General features: G+C 74.3%; 11 protein-coding genes. 7 read left to right on the top strand and 4 right to left on the bottom strand.

The window, feature by feature from the left end:
• The first annotated feature begins 270 nt into the window (after positions 1-270).
• Positions 271-2,343 carry a PhoX family protein gene (locus AQJ84_RS16355; protein ID WP_030042120.1) on the top strand — a complete coding sequence of 691 codons (2,073 nt, stop codon included), beginning with the start codon at positions 271-273 and terminating at the stop codon, positions 2,341-2,343.
• 40 nt (positions 2,344-2,383) lie between these two features.
• Here AQJ84_RS16355 and AQJ84_RS16350 read toward each other — a convergent pair whose 3' ends face one another.
• Both AQJ84_RS16350 and AQJ84_RS16345 read right to left on the bottom strand, forming a co-directional pair.
• Entirely contained in the window at positions 2,384-3,349 is a 966-nt protein-coding gene (locus AQJ84_RS16350) for an endonuclease/exonuclease/phosphatase family protein (RefSeq protein ID WP_030042119.1), read from the bottom strand.
• Positions 3,350-3,359: 10 nt separating this feature from the next.
• The gene (locus tag AQJ84_RS16345; RefSeq protein WP_030042118.1) at positions 3,360-4,145 is read right to left on the bottom strand and encodes an alpha/beta fold hydrolase; all 786 of its coding nucleotides are present in this window, start codon (positions 4,143-4,145) and stop codon (positions 3,360-3,362) included.
• Positions 4,146-4,220: 75 nt separating this feature from the next.
• Here AQJ84_RS16345 and AQJ84_RS16340 point away from each other — a divergent pair, with 75 nt between their 5' ends.
• Positions 4,221-5,558 carry an aminotransferase-like domain-containing protein gene (locus tag AQJ84_RS16340; protein WP_053191438.1) on the top strand — a complete coding sequence of 446 codons (1,338 nt, stop codon included), beginning with the start codon at positions 4,221-4,223 and terminating at the stop codon, positions 5,556-5,558.
• Here the strand turns inward: AQJ84_RS16340 and AQJ84_RS16335 are convergent.
• Positions 5,458-6,360 (bottom strand): hypothetical protein, encoded by a 903-nt coding sequence (locus AQJ84_RS16335; RefSeq protein ID WP_037803494.1) that lies wholly within the window; start codon positions 6,358-6,360, stop codon positions 5,458-5,460. The genes AQJ84_RS16340 and AQJ84_RS16335 overlap by 101 nt on opposite strands.
• Before the next feature lie 190 nt (positions 6,361-6,550).
• Here AQJ84_RS16335 and AQJ84_RS16330 point away from each other — a divergent pair, with 190 nt between their 5' ends.
• Positions 6,551-7,120: an SH3 domain-containing protein gene (locus tag AQJ84_RS16330; protein ID WP_053191436.1), complete on the top strand. Its 570-nt coding sequence runs from the start codon at positions 6,551-6,553 to the stop codon at positions 7,118-7,120.
• Between the two features lie 73 nt (positions 7,121-7,193).
• Here the strand turns inward: AQJ84_RS16330 and AQJ84_RS16325 are convergent, their stop codons facing one another.
• On the bottom strand, positions 7,194-7,661 hold the full coding sequence (locus AQJ84_RS16325; RefSeq protein ID WP_030042114.1) for a hypothetical protein: 468 nt from the start codon (positions 7,659-7,661) through the stop codon (positions 7,194-7,196).
• A 738-nt stretch (positions 7,662-8,399) separates the two neighbouring features.
• Here AQJ84_RS16325 and AQJ84_RS16320 point away from each other — a divergent pair.
• From AQJ84_RS16320 to AQJ84_RS16305, 4 genes are all read left to right on the top strand, one after another.
• Positions 8,400-9,719 carry a hypothetical protein gene (locus AQJ84_RS16320; RefSeq protein WP_030042113.1) on the top strand — a complete coding sequence of 440 codons (1,320 nt, stop codon included), beginning with the start codon at positions 8,400-8,402 and terminating at the stop codon, positions 9,717-9,719.
• Positions 9,720-9,795: 76 nt separating this feature from the next.
• Entirely contained in the window at positions 9,796-10,140 is a 345-nt protein-coding gene (locus AQJ84_RS16315) for an effector-associated constant component EACC1 (protein ID WP_225889099.1), read from the top strand.
• Between the two features lie 4 nt (positions 10,141-10,144).
• Entirely contained in the window at positions 10,145-12,898 is a 2,754-nt protein-coding gene (locus AQJ84_RS16310; protein WP_059198831.1) for a substrate-binding domain-containing protein, read from the top strand.
• Positions 12,898-14,274 (top strand): extracellular solute-binding protein, encoded by a 1,377-nt coding sequence (locus AQJ84_RS16305; protein ID WP_053190234.1) that lies wholly within the window; start codon positions 12,898-12,900, stop codon positions 14,272-14,274. Before AQJ84_RS16310 ends, AQJ84_RS16305 begins: the two co-directional genes overlap by 1 nt.
• The last annotated feature ends 238 nt before the right edge of the window (positions 14,275-14,512 follow it).

Below are 14,512 nucleotides of genomic sequence, written 5' to 3'. Positions count from 1 at the left end.
TCGCATGAGTTGATGCCCGTCAATCCCTGGCCAGGACGGACACGTAAGGTTAGCGGCCCCTGGTGGTGATCTTGGGCAGGGGCGGGTCGCACGGCGCAGCGGACGTCAAGAGTGACATCACGCCTTCCGCGGTACGCCCGTCGCCGGACTTCAACTGACCTACGTCCACCCCGGGTTCACTCTCGGTTCACCGTCGCGCCCCGCTCCCGCACACATTCCCGCCTACCGTCCGTAACGCCGGATCCAAGGGGAAGCAAGGGGAGAGCAAAAGTGCGTATGCAGTTGCCGTTGATCAGGACCTCGAACGAGACGCATCCCGGTGGGCGGTCCGCCCTCACCTGTCGCTTCCGGTGTGGTGACGCCTGCTTCCATCCGGCGCCCAACACCTCGGACAACCCTTATGTCGGTGATGTCATAGCCGGTGCGCTCAGCCGCCGGTCGGTCATGCGGGCCGCGGCCGTCGTCACCGTGGCCGGTGCCGCGGGAGCGGGCGTGGGGCTCGCCTCGCCCGCCGCCGCGGCGGAGAAGGGCACGGGCGGAGCCGGCCGGCACAGGCCCGCCAAGGGCGCCCGCGGCCTCCGGTTCGACGCCGTCGCGCCGAACACCGCCGACGCGGTGACCGTCCCGGACGGGTACCGGCAGAACATCGTCATCCGCTGGGGCGAGCCCATCCTGCGCGGCGCCCCCGCCTTCGACCCGGAGAAGCAGACCGCCGCCGCCCAGGCCGGCCAGTTCGGGTACAACAACGACTTCCTCTCCCTCCTCCCGCTGCCGGGCGAGCGGAACCGGCAGCTCCTCGTCGCCAACCACGAGTACACCGACGAGGTGCTCATGTTCCGCGGGTACGACGCCGCCGCCCCGACGCGGGAGCAGGTCGAGATCGCGTGGGCCGCCCACGGGCTGTCCGCCGTCGTGGTGGAGGGGGACCGCCGCAGCGGGAAGCTCACCGCCGTCCCCCGGCACCCGCTCAACCGGCGCGTCACCGCCACCACCGAGTTCCGGCTCACCGGGCCCGCCGCCGGGTCCGACCTGCTGAAGACGTCCGCCGACCCGACCGGCACCAAGGTCCTCGGCACCCTCAACAACTGCTCGGGCGGCACGACCCCCTGGGGCACCACGCTGCACGGCGAGGAGAACTTCAACCAGTACTTCGCCAACGCGAGCCGCGCCACCGACAAGCGGTACGGCATCGGCACGGCGGCCAGCGAGCGCAAGTGGGAGCGGTTCGACAAGCGGTTCGACGTGGCCCAGGAGCCCAACGAGGCGCACCGCTTCGGGTACGTCGTCGAGCTCGACCCGTACGACCCCACCTCCACGCCGCGCAAGCACACCCCGCTCGGCCGCTTCAAGCACGAGGGGGCGACCGTGCGGCTCACGCACGACGGCCGGCCGGTCGTGTACTCCGGCGACGACGAGCGCTTCGACTACTTCTACAAGTTCGTCGGCACCAAGCGCATGAAGAAGGGGTCGAGCCGGGCCGCTCGGGAGCACAACCTGGGCCTGCTCGACGAGGGCACGCTCTACGTCGCCAGGCTCACCGGAGACTCCCCCGCCATCGAGATCGACGGCACCGGCAAGCTGCCCGCCGACGGCGAGTTCGACGGCAGCGGCGAGTGGATCCCGCTGGCCACGGCGAACGCCGACGGTGCCGTCTCGCACGTGGACGGGATGACCGCCGAGGAGGTCTTCGTCTTCACGCGTCTCGCCGGTGACAAGGTCGGCGCGACCAAGATGGACCGGCCCGAGGACATCGAGCCGAACCCGCACACCGGCAAGGTGTACGTCGCCCTCACCAACAACACCAACCGCGGTGTCGGTACGAACGCCCCGGCCGACGAGGCCAACCCGCGAAACGCCAACAAGCACGGGCAGGTCCTGGAGCTCACCGAGCGCTGGAACCGGGCCGACAGCACGAGGTTCGCCTGGACGCTGTTCCTGGTCGCCGGTGACCCGGAGGACCCGGCCACCTACTTCGCCGGGTTCCCGAAGGACGACGTCAGCCCGATCTCGTGCCCGGACAACGTGGCCTTCGACCCGCACGGCAACCTGTGGATCTCCACCGACGGCGCCCAGCTCGGATTCCACGACGGCCTCTTCGGTGTCGCCACCAAGGGCGAGCGACGCGGTGAGCTCAAGCAGTTCCTCACCATGCCGATCGGTGCCGAGACCTGCGGCCCGGTGATCCAGGACCGCCGGGTGCTCGTCTCCGTACAGCACCCCGGCGAGATCAGCGGTGCCACCGTGGAGAAGCCGGCCAGCACCTGGCCGGACGGCGCCGGCAGGATCGTCCGGCCGTCGGTGGTGGCCGTGTGGCGCGCCGACGGCGACGACATCGGCGTCTGAGCCCTCCGAGGAGTCCGGCTCGCCGTCCGTCGGGCGTTGCTCAGTCGCGCTCGTGGAGCGTGAGGTCGACGAGCAGCGCCCGGTGGTCGGTGTCGGCGAGGTCGAGGAAGCGGGCGTCGCGGGCGGCGAAGTCGCGGGAGACCAGGACGTGGTCGATCTGGGTGCCCAGTGCCGGAGTGCTCCCGGCCGTCCGGGCGGGCCAGGTGGGGGTCCGGTCGGAACCGGCGAGGCGGGCCGCGTCGCGCAGGCCGGTGTCGAGGACGCGGCGGAAGGCGGCGTGGTCCTGGGAGGCGTTGAAGTCGCCGGCCAGGACGGTCGGGGTGCCCGCGTGGGCGGCGGCGAAGTCGCGCAGGGTGCCCAGCTCGCGCCGCCAGACGTCGACCTGCCCGGGCAGCGGCGGCATCGGGTGGGCGAGCTGGAGCCGTACCGCCCGCCCGGCCACGTCGGCGACCGCCCCCGGCATGCCCATCGTGCCGGGGACGCCCTCGGCGGCCTTCAGCGGGAAGCGGCTGAGGAGGACCGAGCCCGCCGACCCGCCGCCCGCGACGGCCTGGCGGTGCGGGTAGTCGGCGCCGAGATCCCGCTTCAGCCGGGCGTCGCAGCGGTAGTCGCACTCCTGTACGAAGACGAGGTCCGGCCGCTCCTCGCGGACGGTGGCGACCAGGGCGTCGGTGGCCTGCCCGAACTCGATGTTCGAGGTCAGCACCCGTAGGGCGGCGACCGGTGGCCCGCCGGGCGCGCCGGCCCTCCCGTACGGCTCCATGAACCAGGCCAGCAGCCCCAGGACCGCGACCGCCCACGCCACCCCGGTCCACCAGCGGGCCAGCAGCGCGAGCGCCAGCCCCAGCGCGGCCGGCGCCAGCAGCCAGGGCAGGAAGGCGAGCAGCTGCGGTACGGGGGTGATCCCGTCGGTGTCGGCGACCCGGCACCCCACGACGACACTCACGCCGGCGAACAGCGGCGTGGCGCACCAGATGCCGAGTCGTCGGCCGGGGCGGTCGGTCACCGTCGTGACCCTACGAGGAGGCGTCCACCCGCGCCAGGAACTCCGCGAACGCCCTGTTGAACTCCTCCGGCCGCTCCAGGTTCGGCAGGTGCGCCGCCCCCTCGATCACCCGCAGCGTCGAGTCGGGCAGGGCCGCGTGCATGTCCCGCGCGTCGGAGACCGGGGTGTACTCGTCGTCGTCGCCCACGACGACCAGGGCGGGGACGGTGACGCGGGTCAGCAGCTCGCGGTAGTCGGGGCGCCCGGCGCGGGCCCGCAGGGCCGCGGCGGCACCCTCCGGGGGTGCGGCCGTCATCATGCGGTGGACGTGGGCCTTCACCTCGGGTGCGGCGTAGGGCGCCACCATCTTCTCCAGCACCTCGTCGGCGTACCCCCGCATGCCCTCCCGCAGGAGTCGGTCCGCCATCGCGTTGCGGGTGCGTACGCCCTCGGGGGTCTCCGCCGCCGGGAAGGTGTCGGCGAGGACCAGGCCGCGGACGCGTTCCCCGAACCGCCGGTAGCCGTCCATCGCGATCTGGCCGCCCATGGAGAGACCGGCGAGGACGAAGCCCTCCACCTTCAGGTCGTCCAGGAGCGCTTCGAGGTCCTCGGCGAACTGCGCGAACCGTGTCACGGCCGGAGTCCGCGCGGACGCTCCGTAGCCGCGCAGGTCGGGGACGACCACCCGGCGGGTGGCGGAGAACTCCGCGGTCTGCGGGGCCCACATCGAGCGGTCGAAGGGGTGGCCGTGAACCAGGACAAGGGGAACCCGTGAGGTATCGACGCCTTTGTCCTCGTACGCGAGGAAGGAGGTCATGTGGGCGACCCTAGATCGCCCCAACTCCTCGGTGCAATAAGATCTTTGCCCTCGGTGCAATCTGATGGGGGACCCGTGGACGACTACCGCAGCCTCGCCGACCGCCTGGCCGACGACATCGCCGCCGGACGGCTCAGGCCCGGCCAACGGCTGCCCCCGCAGCGGGTGTTCGCCCGCCGCCGGGGGATCGCCGGGTCGACGGCGGGGCGGGTCTACGGCGAACTCGTACGGCGGGGACTGGTCGTCGGTGAGGTGGGGCGCGGGACGTTCGTGCGGGCCGCTCCGGTGGCCGGCGCCGGGCGGGCGCTCGTCGAGCCGGCGACCACCGCACCGGTCAACCTGGAGCTCAACTACCCCTCCGCGCCGGGCCAGTCCGAGCTCCTCGCCCCCGCCCTCGCCCCCCTCCTGCGGCCCGACGTCCTGACGCAGGCCCTGCTGCCCGCCCCGGCCGACGGCACCGCACCGGCCCGGGAAGCGGTGGCCGCCCTCCTCGCCACCCGCGGCTGGCAGCCCGGCCCCGGCCAGGTGCTCTTCACCGGCAACGCCCGCCAGGCCGTCGCCGCCACCCTCGCCTCACTGGTCCGGCCCGGCGGCCGGGTCGGCGTCGAGCCGCTGACGTATCCCGTGGTCAAGGAGGTCGCCGCCCGGCTCGGCATCACGCCGGTCCCGCTGACCGCCGACGAGGACGGCCTGGTGCCCGAGTCCCTGGCCGCCGCCCACCGCTCCGCGCCCCTGTCCGCCCTGTACGTGCAGCCGACGCTGCACAACCCGACGTCCGTCACGATGAACGAGGAGCGCAGGGGCCGACTGGCGCGCGTCGCGACCGGCCTGGGCGTCCCGATCGTCGAGGACCGCGTCTGGTCCTTCCTGGCCGACGGCGACCCCCTCGCCGCCCACGCGCCCGGCATCACCCATGTCGTCGACGGCCTGTCGAAACGGGTCGCCCCCGGGCTCACCGTCGGCTTCGCCGTCGTCCCGCCCCCTCGCGTCGAGGCGGTGGCCGCCGCCGTGCGCTCCGGCGGCTGGAGCGCCGGGCGGTTCGCGCTGGAGGTGAACACGCGGTGGATCGGGGACGGGACCGTGGCGCGGCTGGTCGCCGGGAAGCGGGCGGAGGCGGAACGCAGACAGCACATCCTCGCCCAGGAGCTGCGCGGGTTCGCCGTACGCTCCGATCCGCGCGCCTACTACGCCTGGTGGCAGCTGCCCGCCCCGTGGCGTGCGGACACCTTCACGGCGGCGGCCGCCGCGCGCGGTGTCGCCGTCACGCCCGGGCCCGCCTTCGCCGTCGACCCGAACCGGACCCCTGACGCGGTCAGGCTCGGGCTCGCGTCGGCTCCTGAGCCGGATCTGCGGAGGGCGCTGCGGACCCTCGCCGAGGTCGCCACCTCAGGAGACGCCCGTAGCGCCCGGTGAACAGGCAGACCAGAGCCACCGTCAGGCCGACGGCGACCAGCGACCAGGACACCGTGCGCAGGGTGGCGGTCAGGGCGTCGTAGATCGCGCCGGCGGCGGGCCGGTGGGCCGGGTCGGGCAGGTCGGCGAGGGTGAGGCGGCGGCCGACGGCGACCGCGAGGGCGAGCAGCGCGCCGCCCAGGGCGGTGCCGAGGGCGGTCGCGGTGACCGCGCGGCGGCGGCAGGCCGCGACGGCGATCCCGATGACGGCGAGGACCGCGGCCGTGACGGGCAGCCAGAAACCCGCGACGTCGAGCACGTGGAACCCCTTCCGCAGCCGGGCCAGATCCTCGGCCGCGAGGACCGCGACCTCGGTGTGCCGAACCGGGATCCGGTGCGCCAACGGCACCCGGTCCTCGGTGAGTCGGTGCTTCACCTCGGCGGCGACCGGTGCGAGGTCCACCGTCACCTCGCGGTCGTCGCCGTCCCTGAGCGCCCGCAACACCGCGTCGTGGACAGCCCGGTTGCCCGCGTCCCAGGCGGTGCGGAACGCCTCGGTCCGGGTGAACGAGCGCACCGCGTCCCGCACGAAGGGGCGCATGGGCCCGCCGACGTCGACCTCCCGCACGATGCCGGCCCCGACGGTGTCCGCGATCACCTCCCGCACGTCCGGATCGGCGGCGAGCGGCGCCATCGTGGTGACGTACCGGCCCGTGTCGGCGAGCCCGTACGCCACCCAGGCCGCCAGCGCGCCGAACGGCACGAGCAGACAGGCCACGGCGATCAGTACGGCCGACAGGGCGTTCCGGAGTCGTGAGGGCACCCTTCCAGGCAAGTCGCGGTGGGCCCGGGCTGCGAGCGGCGTGACGCCAGATGGGGCAACGCGCAAGCCGAACGGGCGCCGAGAGGACCCGGAACGCTCGCGGGCCTTGGCGGAAGCGGAGAGTCCGCTCTCCGGTGGAGGGTTCACCCGAACGGGTGTTTCCTGGAGTTGGGGAGAAGGAGGCCGATCCATGCGCACCACTCCCGCACTGCGGACCCTGACCGCGGTCCTGCTCACCGGCGGCACCTTCGCCGCCGCGGCGGCGGGAACCACGGCGGCCGCGACCCCGCCGTCCCACGCCGACGGACACGGCAGCGGTGGATCCGGCGGTCCGGTCCGGGGCACCGTCGTCTCCGGTACCCCTCTTCACGTGCGAGCGGAGCCCACCACCCACGCGGCCGTCGTCGACCGGCTCTCGCCGGGCAGCCAGGTTCGGGTCGAGTGCGAGGTCCGCGGCCAGAGCGTCAACAAGAACCCGTACTGGTACTGGCTCGTCGGCGCCCAGGGCTGGGTGAGCGCCGACTTCGTGGACACCGGCGGGCGCGGGGTGCCGACCTGCGCGGACCCGTGCCCGGAATGGAAGAACGGCACCTGGAACAACGTCGACCGCGGCGACCCGACCTGGAACGAGACCTGGGCCGTGTCGAGTTCAGGCTCCTGGACGGTGTCGGGTTCCGGCTCCTGGAGCGCCTCGGGCTCCTGGAGCTGGAGCGCGACCGGATCCTCGTCGGGAGGCTGGGAGTGGATCCCGGCCGGCTGACGGGTGGAGGGATGAGGGAGACGCAGGGGCTCCGGTGACAGGCCGGGGCCCCTGCGGCGTTCGCCGGTGGGGGTCAGCGCACGCGGTTGCCCGCCGCGTCCTCCTGCGTGTAGTAGCGGTAGAAGAACACCCCGAAGACGCCTGCCCCGACCGCCGCGCCCAGCGCCACGGACCTCAGGATGCTGTCGCCGGTCTGGCTGTACAGAAAGCCGATCGCCGCGCCCGCGAAGGCCGACTTCGTCAGCGAGTGCAGTTCCCGCTTCAGCATCGGGGCGAAGGTCGCCACCGCCAGACACAGCACGATGAACACGATCGCCGTGACGAACCCGAACAGCAGGTTCCAGCCGGTGATGGGCCCGCCGTGGCGCTGGTTGGCCGCGGCCCAGTAGCCGTAGACGAGACCGAGCACGACGGGGATCGCGTACCGCGCCACCGTGTGGACCCGCTCGCTGAACAGGTCGGGTGTGCGAATCGGCCGGATCCGGGCGCGCCGGGCCATCATCCCGCGCGTCCCGCCGGTCCTGGGTGCCGCATGAGCCATGAGAGCGCTCCTCTCTCTCCTCGCCCCCGCCTTCCAGAGCACACCTGGGGGAAGTCCCTGGCAAGTCGGCGGAACACGGGCTCCCGTACGCCGGTGCCGCGGGTGGCGGGTGTTCGGATGCGCGTGCCGGGGTGCCGTGCCGCGCTGAGCCGCATGAGGGCTGTGAGGGCCGTGAGGGCCGTGAGGGACAGTGGCACGGGCCGTGGCCCGTGGGTCGTGGGCTCAGACCCCTCGGCGGCGGAGGGACGCGGCGGGGCCCGGCGGCGCCTGGTCGGGTGGCTGGTCCACCAGTAGGCGGTCCGGTGGCCCGGTCGGGCGGCTGGTCCACCGCCAGGCGGTCCGGTTGGTCCACGGGCGGTCCGACCTGCTGCGTCCGGTGTCGGCGCGGGCCCGCCGCTCGGCCTCGGGAGCGAGCTGGGTGACGGATCGCCGCCCGTCCGGCGGGTGCCGCCGGATCCGGCGGGACCCTGCCGCCGACCACCGGCGGCGTGACCGATGCCCGCGACGGCACCGGCATGTTCTCCCGCTCGCCGACGAGGTGGCCCGGGCCGTCGCCGCCGACCCGGGCGCCGAACACCGGCGCCTCGGCGCCTTCGTCCGGCACGGCACTCCGCGGCACTGCGGCGGGCCGTCCGCGGGTCCGGCGGAAGCGGGCGTTTGCAGTCCTGAGACCCACCTTTGCAGCCGCAGCGGTTACGGTGCTGCCGTACGTGATCGACGGGGGACGGGGAGGGACCGATGCCGGGAACCGTGCTGCTGCTGGCCGCATCGCCGGTGGGCAAGGGCTGTCTGGTGGACGCGGCGTCCGTGCTTCCGGTCCTCGCGGCGGTGCCGCCCGCCGTGCTGTCCGGCACCGAGACCGCCAACGTCGTCGAGCTCGCCGACCCCCTGGAACCCCAGGCCGTCCTCACCCGGCTCCGCGCCGCCGCGACCGCGCCGGGACCGCTCACCGTCTTCGTCACCGGCCAGCTCCTGCTCGACCGCCGCCAGCACCTGCCGCACCTCGCGCTGGCCCGCACCACCGCGTCCACCGTGCGCTACACCGGCTTCCCCTGGCACTGGATCCGCGAGGAACTGCGCCTGCGCACCCCGGGGACGACGAGCCTGCTGCTCGATCTGCACGCCGACGCGGAGACCTGGCAGTGGCTGCGCACGCACCTGCTGGACTGCGGGCGCGGCACGGCGGTGTTCGGCCGGGTCGCGCCGCCGCCGTCGTCCCGGCGGGCGGTGGCCGCACCGGCGTACATGAAGGCGATCGCCACGATCCTGCGCAGCGGCCGGCGTCCCGAGCTACCGGAGTTGCATCAGCAGGCGCTGGGGCGGCTGGGGAGTGAGGGGTACGGGGACCTGGTGCTCGGTGTGTCCGGGGCGGTCGCCGGGTCGGGCCCGGTCGCGCCTGCCGCGGTCGTGGTGCCCGGGGCCGTCGCGATGCCCGGCACGGTCGCCGTGCCCGGGACCGTCGCCGTGCCCGGGACCGTCGCCGTGCCCGGGACCCTCGCCGTGCCCGGCGGGCTGCCCGGCGTCAGGGTGCCCGCTCCCGGGGGCGCCGCCCCCAGGTCCCCGTACCGGCCCGAACGGCCTCGTCCGCAGACGCCCGCCCCCGGGCTGAGGGAAACGGCTGAACCGCCCGCCGACGACCCGCACGCCGCCATCACCGCCGCCGTCCAGGACGGCCGGCACGCCGACGCCGACGCGCTCGCCGCCGAGCACGAACAGGCTGCCGTACGGGCCCACGGGCGGGCCTCCGAACAGTCGCTGCACTGGGCGGAGGTGCGGGCGGACCTGGCCATGTTCGCCGGGGACCCGGTGCGCAGCTGCGGTACCTGGCTGGCGGTGGCGTCGGCCCGGCTGGGTGCCGGGCAGGCGGTGGACGCGCCCGCCGTGGAGGCCGCCGTCGACCGGGCCCACCACCAGTGGAGCCAGATCCGTGACACCGACCCGGCCCGTGAACTCGGTTTCCTGCTCGCGGAGTTGCGCGGACGGGTGCCCGGGCGGCGGGAGGGGGCCCTGGAGAACATCCGGCAGCAGCTGCGGCAGTTGCAGACACTCGGATCGTGAACGCGCAACCCTGCCGACCCCTCCCGTGTCACCAACCTCGGTGTCATGATGGTGAGTTATGGCTGAGGGGGATGGAGTGGCCAACCGAGGCATACGCGTTCGGCTGGACGGGACCGCGACCGAGAGTGACATCGGCGCCCTGCGCAAGTGGCTGGAGCGGGAGAAACCGCTCGACGAGCTGGTGCGCGCCGGCCGGCTGCAGATTCACGAACAGCGCCGCACGGACGAGCCGGGGGCCCCGATGGGCGTCGGCATGGACATCGTCGTCGCCGTCGTCGGGGCGGGCGCGGCCACCGTCTTCAAGGAGCTGCTGACGCAGGTCAAGCAGGCCGTGGAGGCATGGCGGGCCAATCGCAGAGAGGTCGAGGACGGCGATCCGCCCGAGGGACGTGTCGACACCATGGGCCTCGACGACAGGTAGGCCGGTGACCCGCTTCGACCCGCGGGGTCGGGTGAACCGGGTGCTGCTGGTGGGGGTCTCCGAATACGACCTCACACAGCCGCCGCACGGAGTGCCCGGCGACCTGCCCGCCGTCAAGCACAACCTGAACCGGCTCCGGGACGCGCTGCTGCGGGGCCGGGTGTTCGGCGAGCACGAGATCACGGTGGCCCGTTCGCCGTCCCGGGACGACTTCGACCACGCCCTGCGCAGGACCGCCGCGGAGGCGGAGGGGCTGCTGTTCCTGTACTTCTCGGGGCACGGCGCCATTCCCAGCGCGGGCGACGAGCTGTTCCTGCAGATGCGCAACGCGAGCGTGGTCGCGGGCGGGCACGCGGTCTTCCCCGGGGCGGAGATGTTCAGCACCGCCCTGACCGTGCTGGCCGCCGGCCCGGCCGAACGGATCGTCGTGGTCCTCGACTGCTGCTTCGCCGGCAACGCCGCGTGGATCTGGGAGACCTTCCGCGACAAGCGGCGGGTGCTGCTGCTGATGAGCGTGCAGGCCAACCACCGCATCGACGCGGGGGACGCCACGACACCGACGCCGTTCACCGGGGAACTCGTCCAACTCCTCGAACAGGACGAGGAGTCGACCCTCCAGGATCTCGCGGACCGGCTGCGGGAGCGGATGACGGCGGCGGGGCACAAGACGGTGCGCGGTGAACCGTGGGAGCCGCAGAGCAGGGCGGAGCCGGGTGAGGACGTCCTGCTGTCCGGACGGTCGGCTGCGTCGGTCCGGCTGCCGATGAGCGACTCGGGACCGTGGCCCTCCGGGGAGCGGCCGGCTTCGGGCGAGCGGCAGGGCGGGGGCGATCGGCAGGGCGGGGGCGATCGGCGGGACGGGGGCGAGCGGCGAGGTTCGGGTGGGCGGCATGGTTGGGGCCGGCAGGCCGGGGACGACCGGCGTCCCTCCGTCGTCCGGACGGCCGCCGCCGCCCTCCTCGCCCTCCTCCGCTCCGGCGCCACCGCCCTCACCGGCGCCGGTCGCCGTCCGCGCCCCCCGGGCGGCCCCGCTGCCCGCCCCGCCGACCGCCCCACCGCACGCTCCGCCACCCGCGTCACCCTCGTTCTCGCTCTTGTCCTCGCCGCCCTGGGCTTCGGCTCCTACGGCATCGTCAGCGTCACCGACGAACCCTCCTCCTGCGCGCCGCCGCTGGAACTGCGCGTCCTGACGGACCCGGACCTCGAACCGACGGTGAGCGCGGCGGCGGAGGACTATCTGACGTCGGACGCGAACACCACCGGCGACGGCTGCCGGCGCAGTGGCATCACCGTCTACAGCGCGGGCTCCGCCGACGCGGTCACCGCGCTCGCCGGGCAGTCGGACGCCTGGCAGGAGCCCCGGGACGAGGGCACCAACCCGCAGCGGGACGTCGGCCCGCAGCCGGACGTCTGGATCCCCGCCACCGGTGCCGACGCCGCCCGGGTCGAGGACGCCCAGGACACGGACGCCGTGGCCCGCCTGGACGCCGACGACGAGCCGCTGGCGTACTCCCCGGTGGTGCTCGCCGTCCCGCGGCGCCTCGCCGCCGACCCGGACGACCGTGTCGAACCCTCACTGTCCCTGCTGATCACCGCCCTGCGGGAACGCGGCGCGGACGCCGAAGTGCGCCGCTCCGACCCGGAGTTCGCGGCCTCGGCGCTGCTCGCCACCGTCGGCCTGTACGCCGGCGGGGCGGACCCGGGCTGGGCGGAGCAGAAGGTCACGCAGCCGGGGCCGCCCTCTCCCACGGCCGCCGACCTGCTGTGCACGCTGCCCGACGACGACGCCGTGGACAAGCGCGCCGCCGCCCTCGTCCCCGAGTTCCTGCTGCGCAGCGGCGTCGGCTGCGACCGGGCGACCCGGGAGCCCCGGATCGCCCACTACCCCGGTGACGTACCGGGGCTGGAGCCCACGTTCGTGCGGGTGCGCTGGCAGGACGCCGACCGGGACGAGACGGCGCGGGACACGGCCGCCGAGGACTTCCGCACCTGGCTGGGCAGCGCGGACGGGCGGGCCGCGTTCGCCCGGGACGGCTTCCGTTCCGCGGCCGGCGAGCACACCCCGCTGGACACCGAGGGCCCGCTCCCCACCGGGGTGTTGTGGGCACCGGCGCCGCTCACCGAGACCGCCGGACGGGACGAGATGGACACGACACTCGCCGCCTACCGGGACGCGCACGGCCCCGGCCGGGTCCTGTTCCTGCTGGACAGCTCCGGTTCGATGGCGTCCCTGTGGGAGGGGCCCAGCGGCGGGCCCGGCCTGCTCGAGCAGTCGCTGGGCGGGCTCGGAGGCCGGGACGAGTACGGCGTGTGGGCGGTGTTCGGGACGTCCGGCGACAAGAGCCCGTACGAGACCCTCCTCCACTTCGGCCGTCACACCCGCAAGGAGGCCGTCCGCGCCGTCGACGCGGCCCGCGTGCGGGACGCCGAGGCCGATCCGCGCGCCGCCCTGCTCGCCGCGCTCGACGACCTGACCGCCCGCGGCCCGGACGCCCGCCCCCGTCTGGTCGTCCACATCAGCGACGGTGAGGACGACAGCCGGCTCACCGGCGCGAACCTCGACGAGGTCCTGGCCCGGGCGCGGGCGGCGAACGTGCCGGTGGCCATGGTGTCCCTGGAGACGGGCGCCTGCGACCCGGGCAGACCGGCCCTCCGTATCTCCACCGCGAGCGGCGGCCGCTGCCTGGACGCCGACGAGAACCTCGGCGCGGGCCTGACCGACGAGGTCGCGCGCACCGGAACGGGGGAGGAGGACTGATGACCCTCCCAAGCACCGTACGCCGCCTCGCGGCCCTGCTGACCGTGCTCCTCGTCACCGCTTGCACCGGCAGCGGCCCCGGCGGCCCCGAGACGCCCGCCGCCGACCGGCCCGGTGACATCGTCGTCGCCAGCGGGCGGGACGTCACCGGCAAGAACGGCATCCGGCAGCAGCTGATCGACGACTGGAACCGGCAGCAGGAGAAGGCGGGCACCGGCTACCGCGCCCGCCTGGTCGAACTGCCGGGCAGCGCCGACGAACAGCGCAGCCAGCTCCTCGGCGCCCTCCAGTCGGGCAGCGCCGCCTACGACGTCGTCAACCTCGACGTCACGTGGGTACCGGAGTTCGCCGCCGCCGGCCTCGTGCGCCGGCTGCCCGACGGGGTGCTCGACGGTGATGTCATCAAGTCGGTGGCGGACACGGCCCGCTGGGACGACAAGGTGTACGCGGTGCCGTTCAACAGCGACGTCGGCCTCCTCTACTACCGGCGCGACCATCTGCGCGCGGTGGGCGTCCCGCAGACCGACCTGAGCACGGGTGTCGACCGGGCACGCCTCCAGGAGCTCATCCAGTCGCTGGAGAACGATCCGCCCAAGGGCTACGAACAGGGCTGGACCACCCAGCTCGCCCCCTACGAGGGCCGCACGGTCAACGCCGTGGAGGCGTTCGCGTCCGCGACGCCGGAGCTCGCCCTCACCGACGCCGAGGGCCGCTACGTCGCCACCGTCGAGCAGTTGGCCGAGGGCATCGCCGAACTCCGGCGGCGCACTGATCCGCCGTACACCCTCCAGGACGCCGTCCACTCCGACGAGGGCGCCACCCTCGCCGACTTCGCCGCCGGGCGCACCGCCTTCCTGCGCCACTGGCCCTACGCCTACCGCACCCTGCACCAGACCTTCACCGACGAACAGCTCGGTGTGGCCCCGCTGCCCGGCCGGGCGGTGCTCGGCGGCCAGAACCTCGCGGTGGCCGCGGCGTCCCGGCGGGCGGACAAGGCGACCGAGCTGATCCGCTTCCTCACCGGAAAGGAGAGCGAACGCTGTCTGCTGGACGCGGGGTTCGCGGCGACGCGGACGTCGGCGTACGACAGCGCGGCGGTGAAGTGCCACCTGACCGCCGCCGCCCCCTCCGCCTCCCCCACCGGCGAGAGCGCCGACCGCATGCCACGCGACGACGCCGGCCGTCCCGCCTACGCCGGCCGCATCCTCCTCCCGGCCCTCCGCAGCGCCGTCCAGCGCCCGCGCACCCCGCTGTACGGCGCGTTCACGCAGACGTTCACCGCACAGCTGGGAGCCCTGTTCGGCGACCGCCCGCCGAGCGACGCGGAGCTGGCCCGACGCCTGGACAAGGCCCTGCGCAAGGCACTGCCGGACTAGACAGGGAAGCGGCCGCCCACGCCACGGGGGAGGGGCGCCGGCGGCCGCGGTCTGTGGAGTGCCGTGGGCCAGGGCCCGTCGGACGTCGGAAGGCCGGGGCCGCGGAGGACCGGTGCGGCGCCCGCTCCCTCGCCTGAGGAATCGCGGTCGCCGGCAGGCGGGCGGCTCCCCGGCCACTGGGCCGCGTTCCCGACGGCGTCACCTCCAAATAGGCGTCCGCCCCCGGCCCGTAAGCTGA

Source organism: Streptomyces resistomycificus, assembly GCF_001514265.1.
GTDB classification, from domain to species: domain Bacteria; phylum Actinomycetota; class Actinomycetes; order Streptomycetales; family Streptomycetaceae; genus Streptomyces; species Streptomyces resistomycificus.
This window is presented reverse-complemented; position numbering and strand designations above follow the sequence as displayed.

Bases quoted from the DNA above. Each gene is read 5' to 3' on its own strand.
- AQJ84_RS16320 (WP_030042113.1), top strand. From the start codon at position 8,400: ATGCCGGGAACCGTGCTGCTGCTGGCCGCATCGCCGGTGGGCAAGGGC.
- AQJ84_RS16325 (WP_030042114.1), bottom strand. From the start codon at position 7,661: ATGGCTCATGCGGCACCCAGGACCGGCGGGACGCGCGGGATGATGGCC.
- AQJ84_RS16345 (WP_030042118.1), bottom strand. From the start codon at position 4,145: ATGACCTCCTTCCTCGCGTACGAGGACAAAGGCGTCGATACCTCACGG.
- AQJ84_RS16305 (WP_053190234.1), top strand. From the start codon at position 12,898: ATGACCCTCCCAAGCACCGTACGCCGCCTCGCGGCCCTGCTGACCGTG.
- AQJ84_RS16330 (WP_053191436.1), top strand. From the start codon at position 6,551: ATGCGCACCACTCCCGCACTGCGGACCCTGACCGCGGTCCTGCTCACC.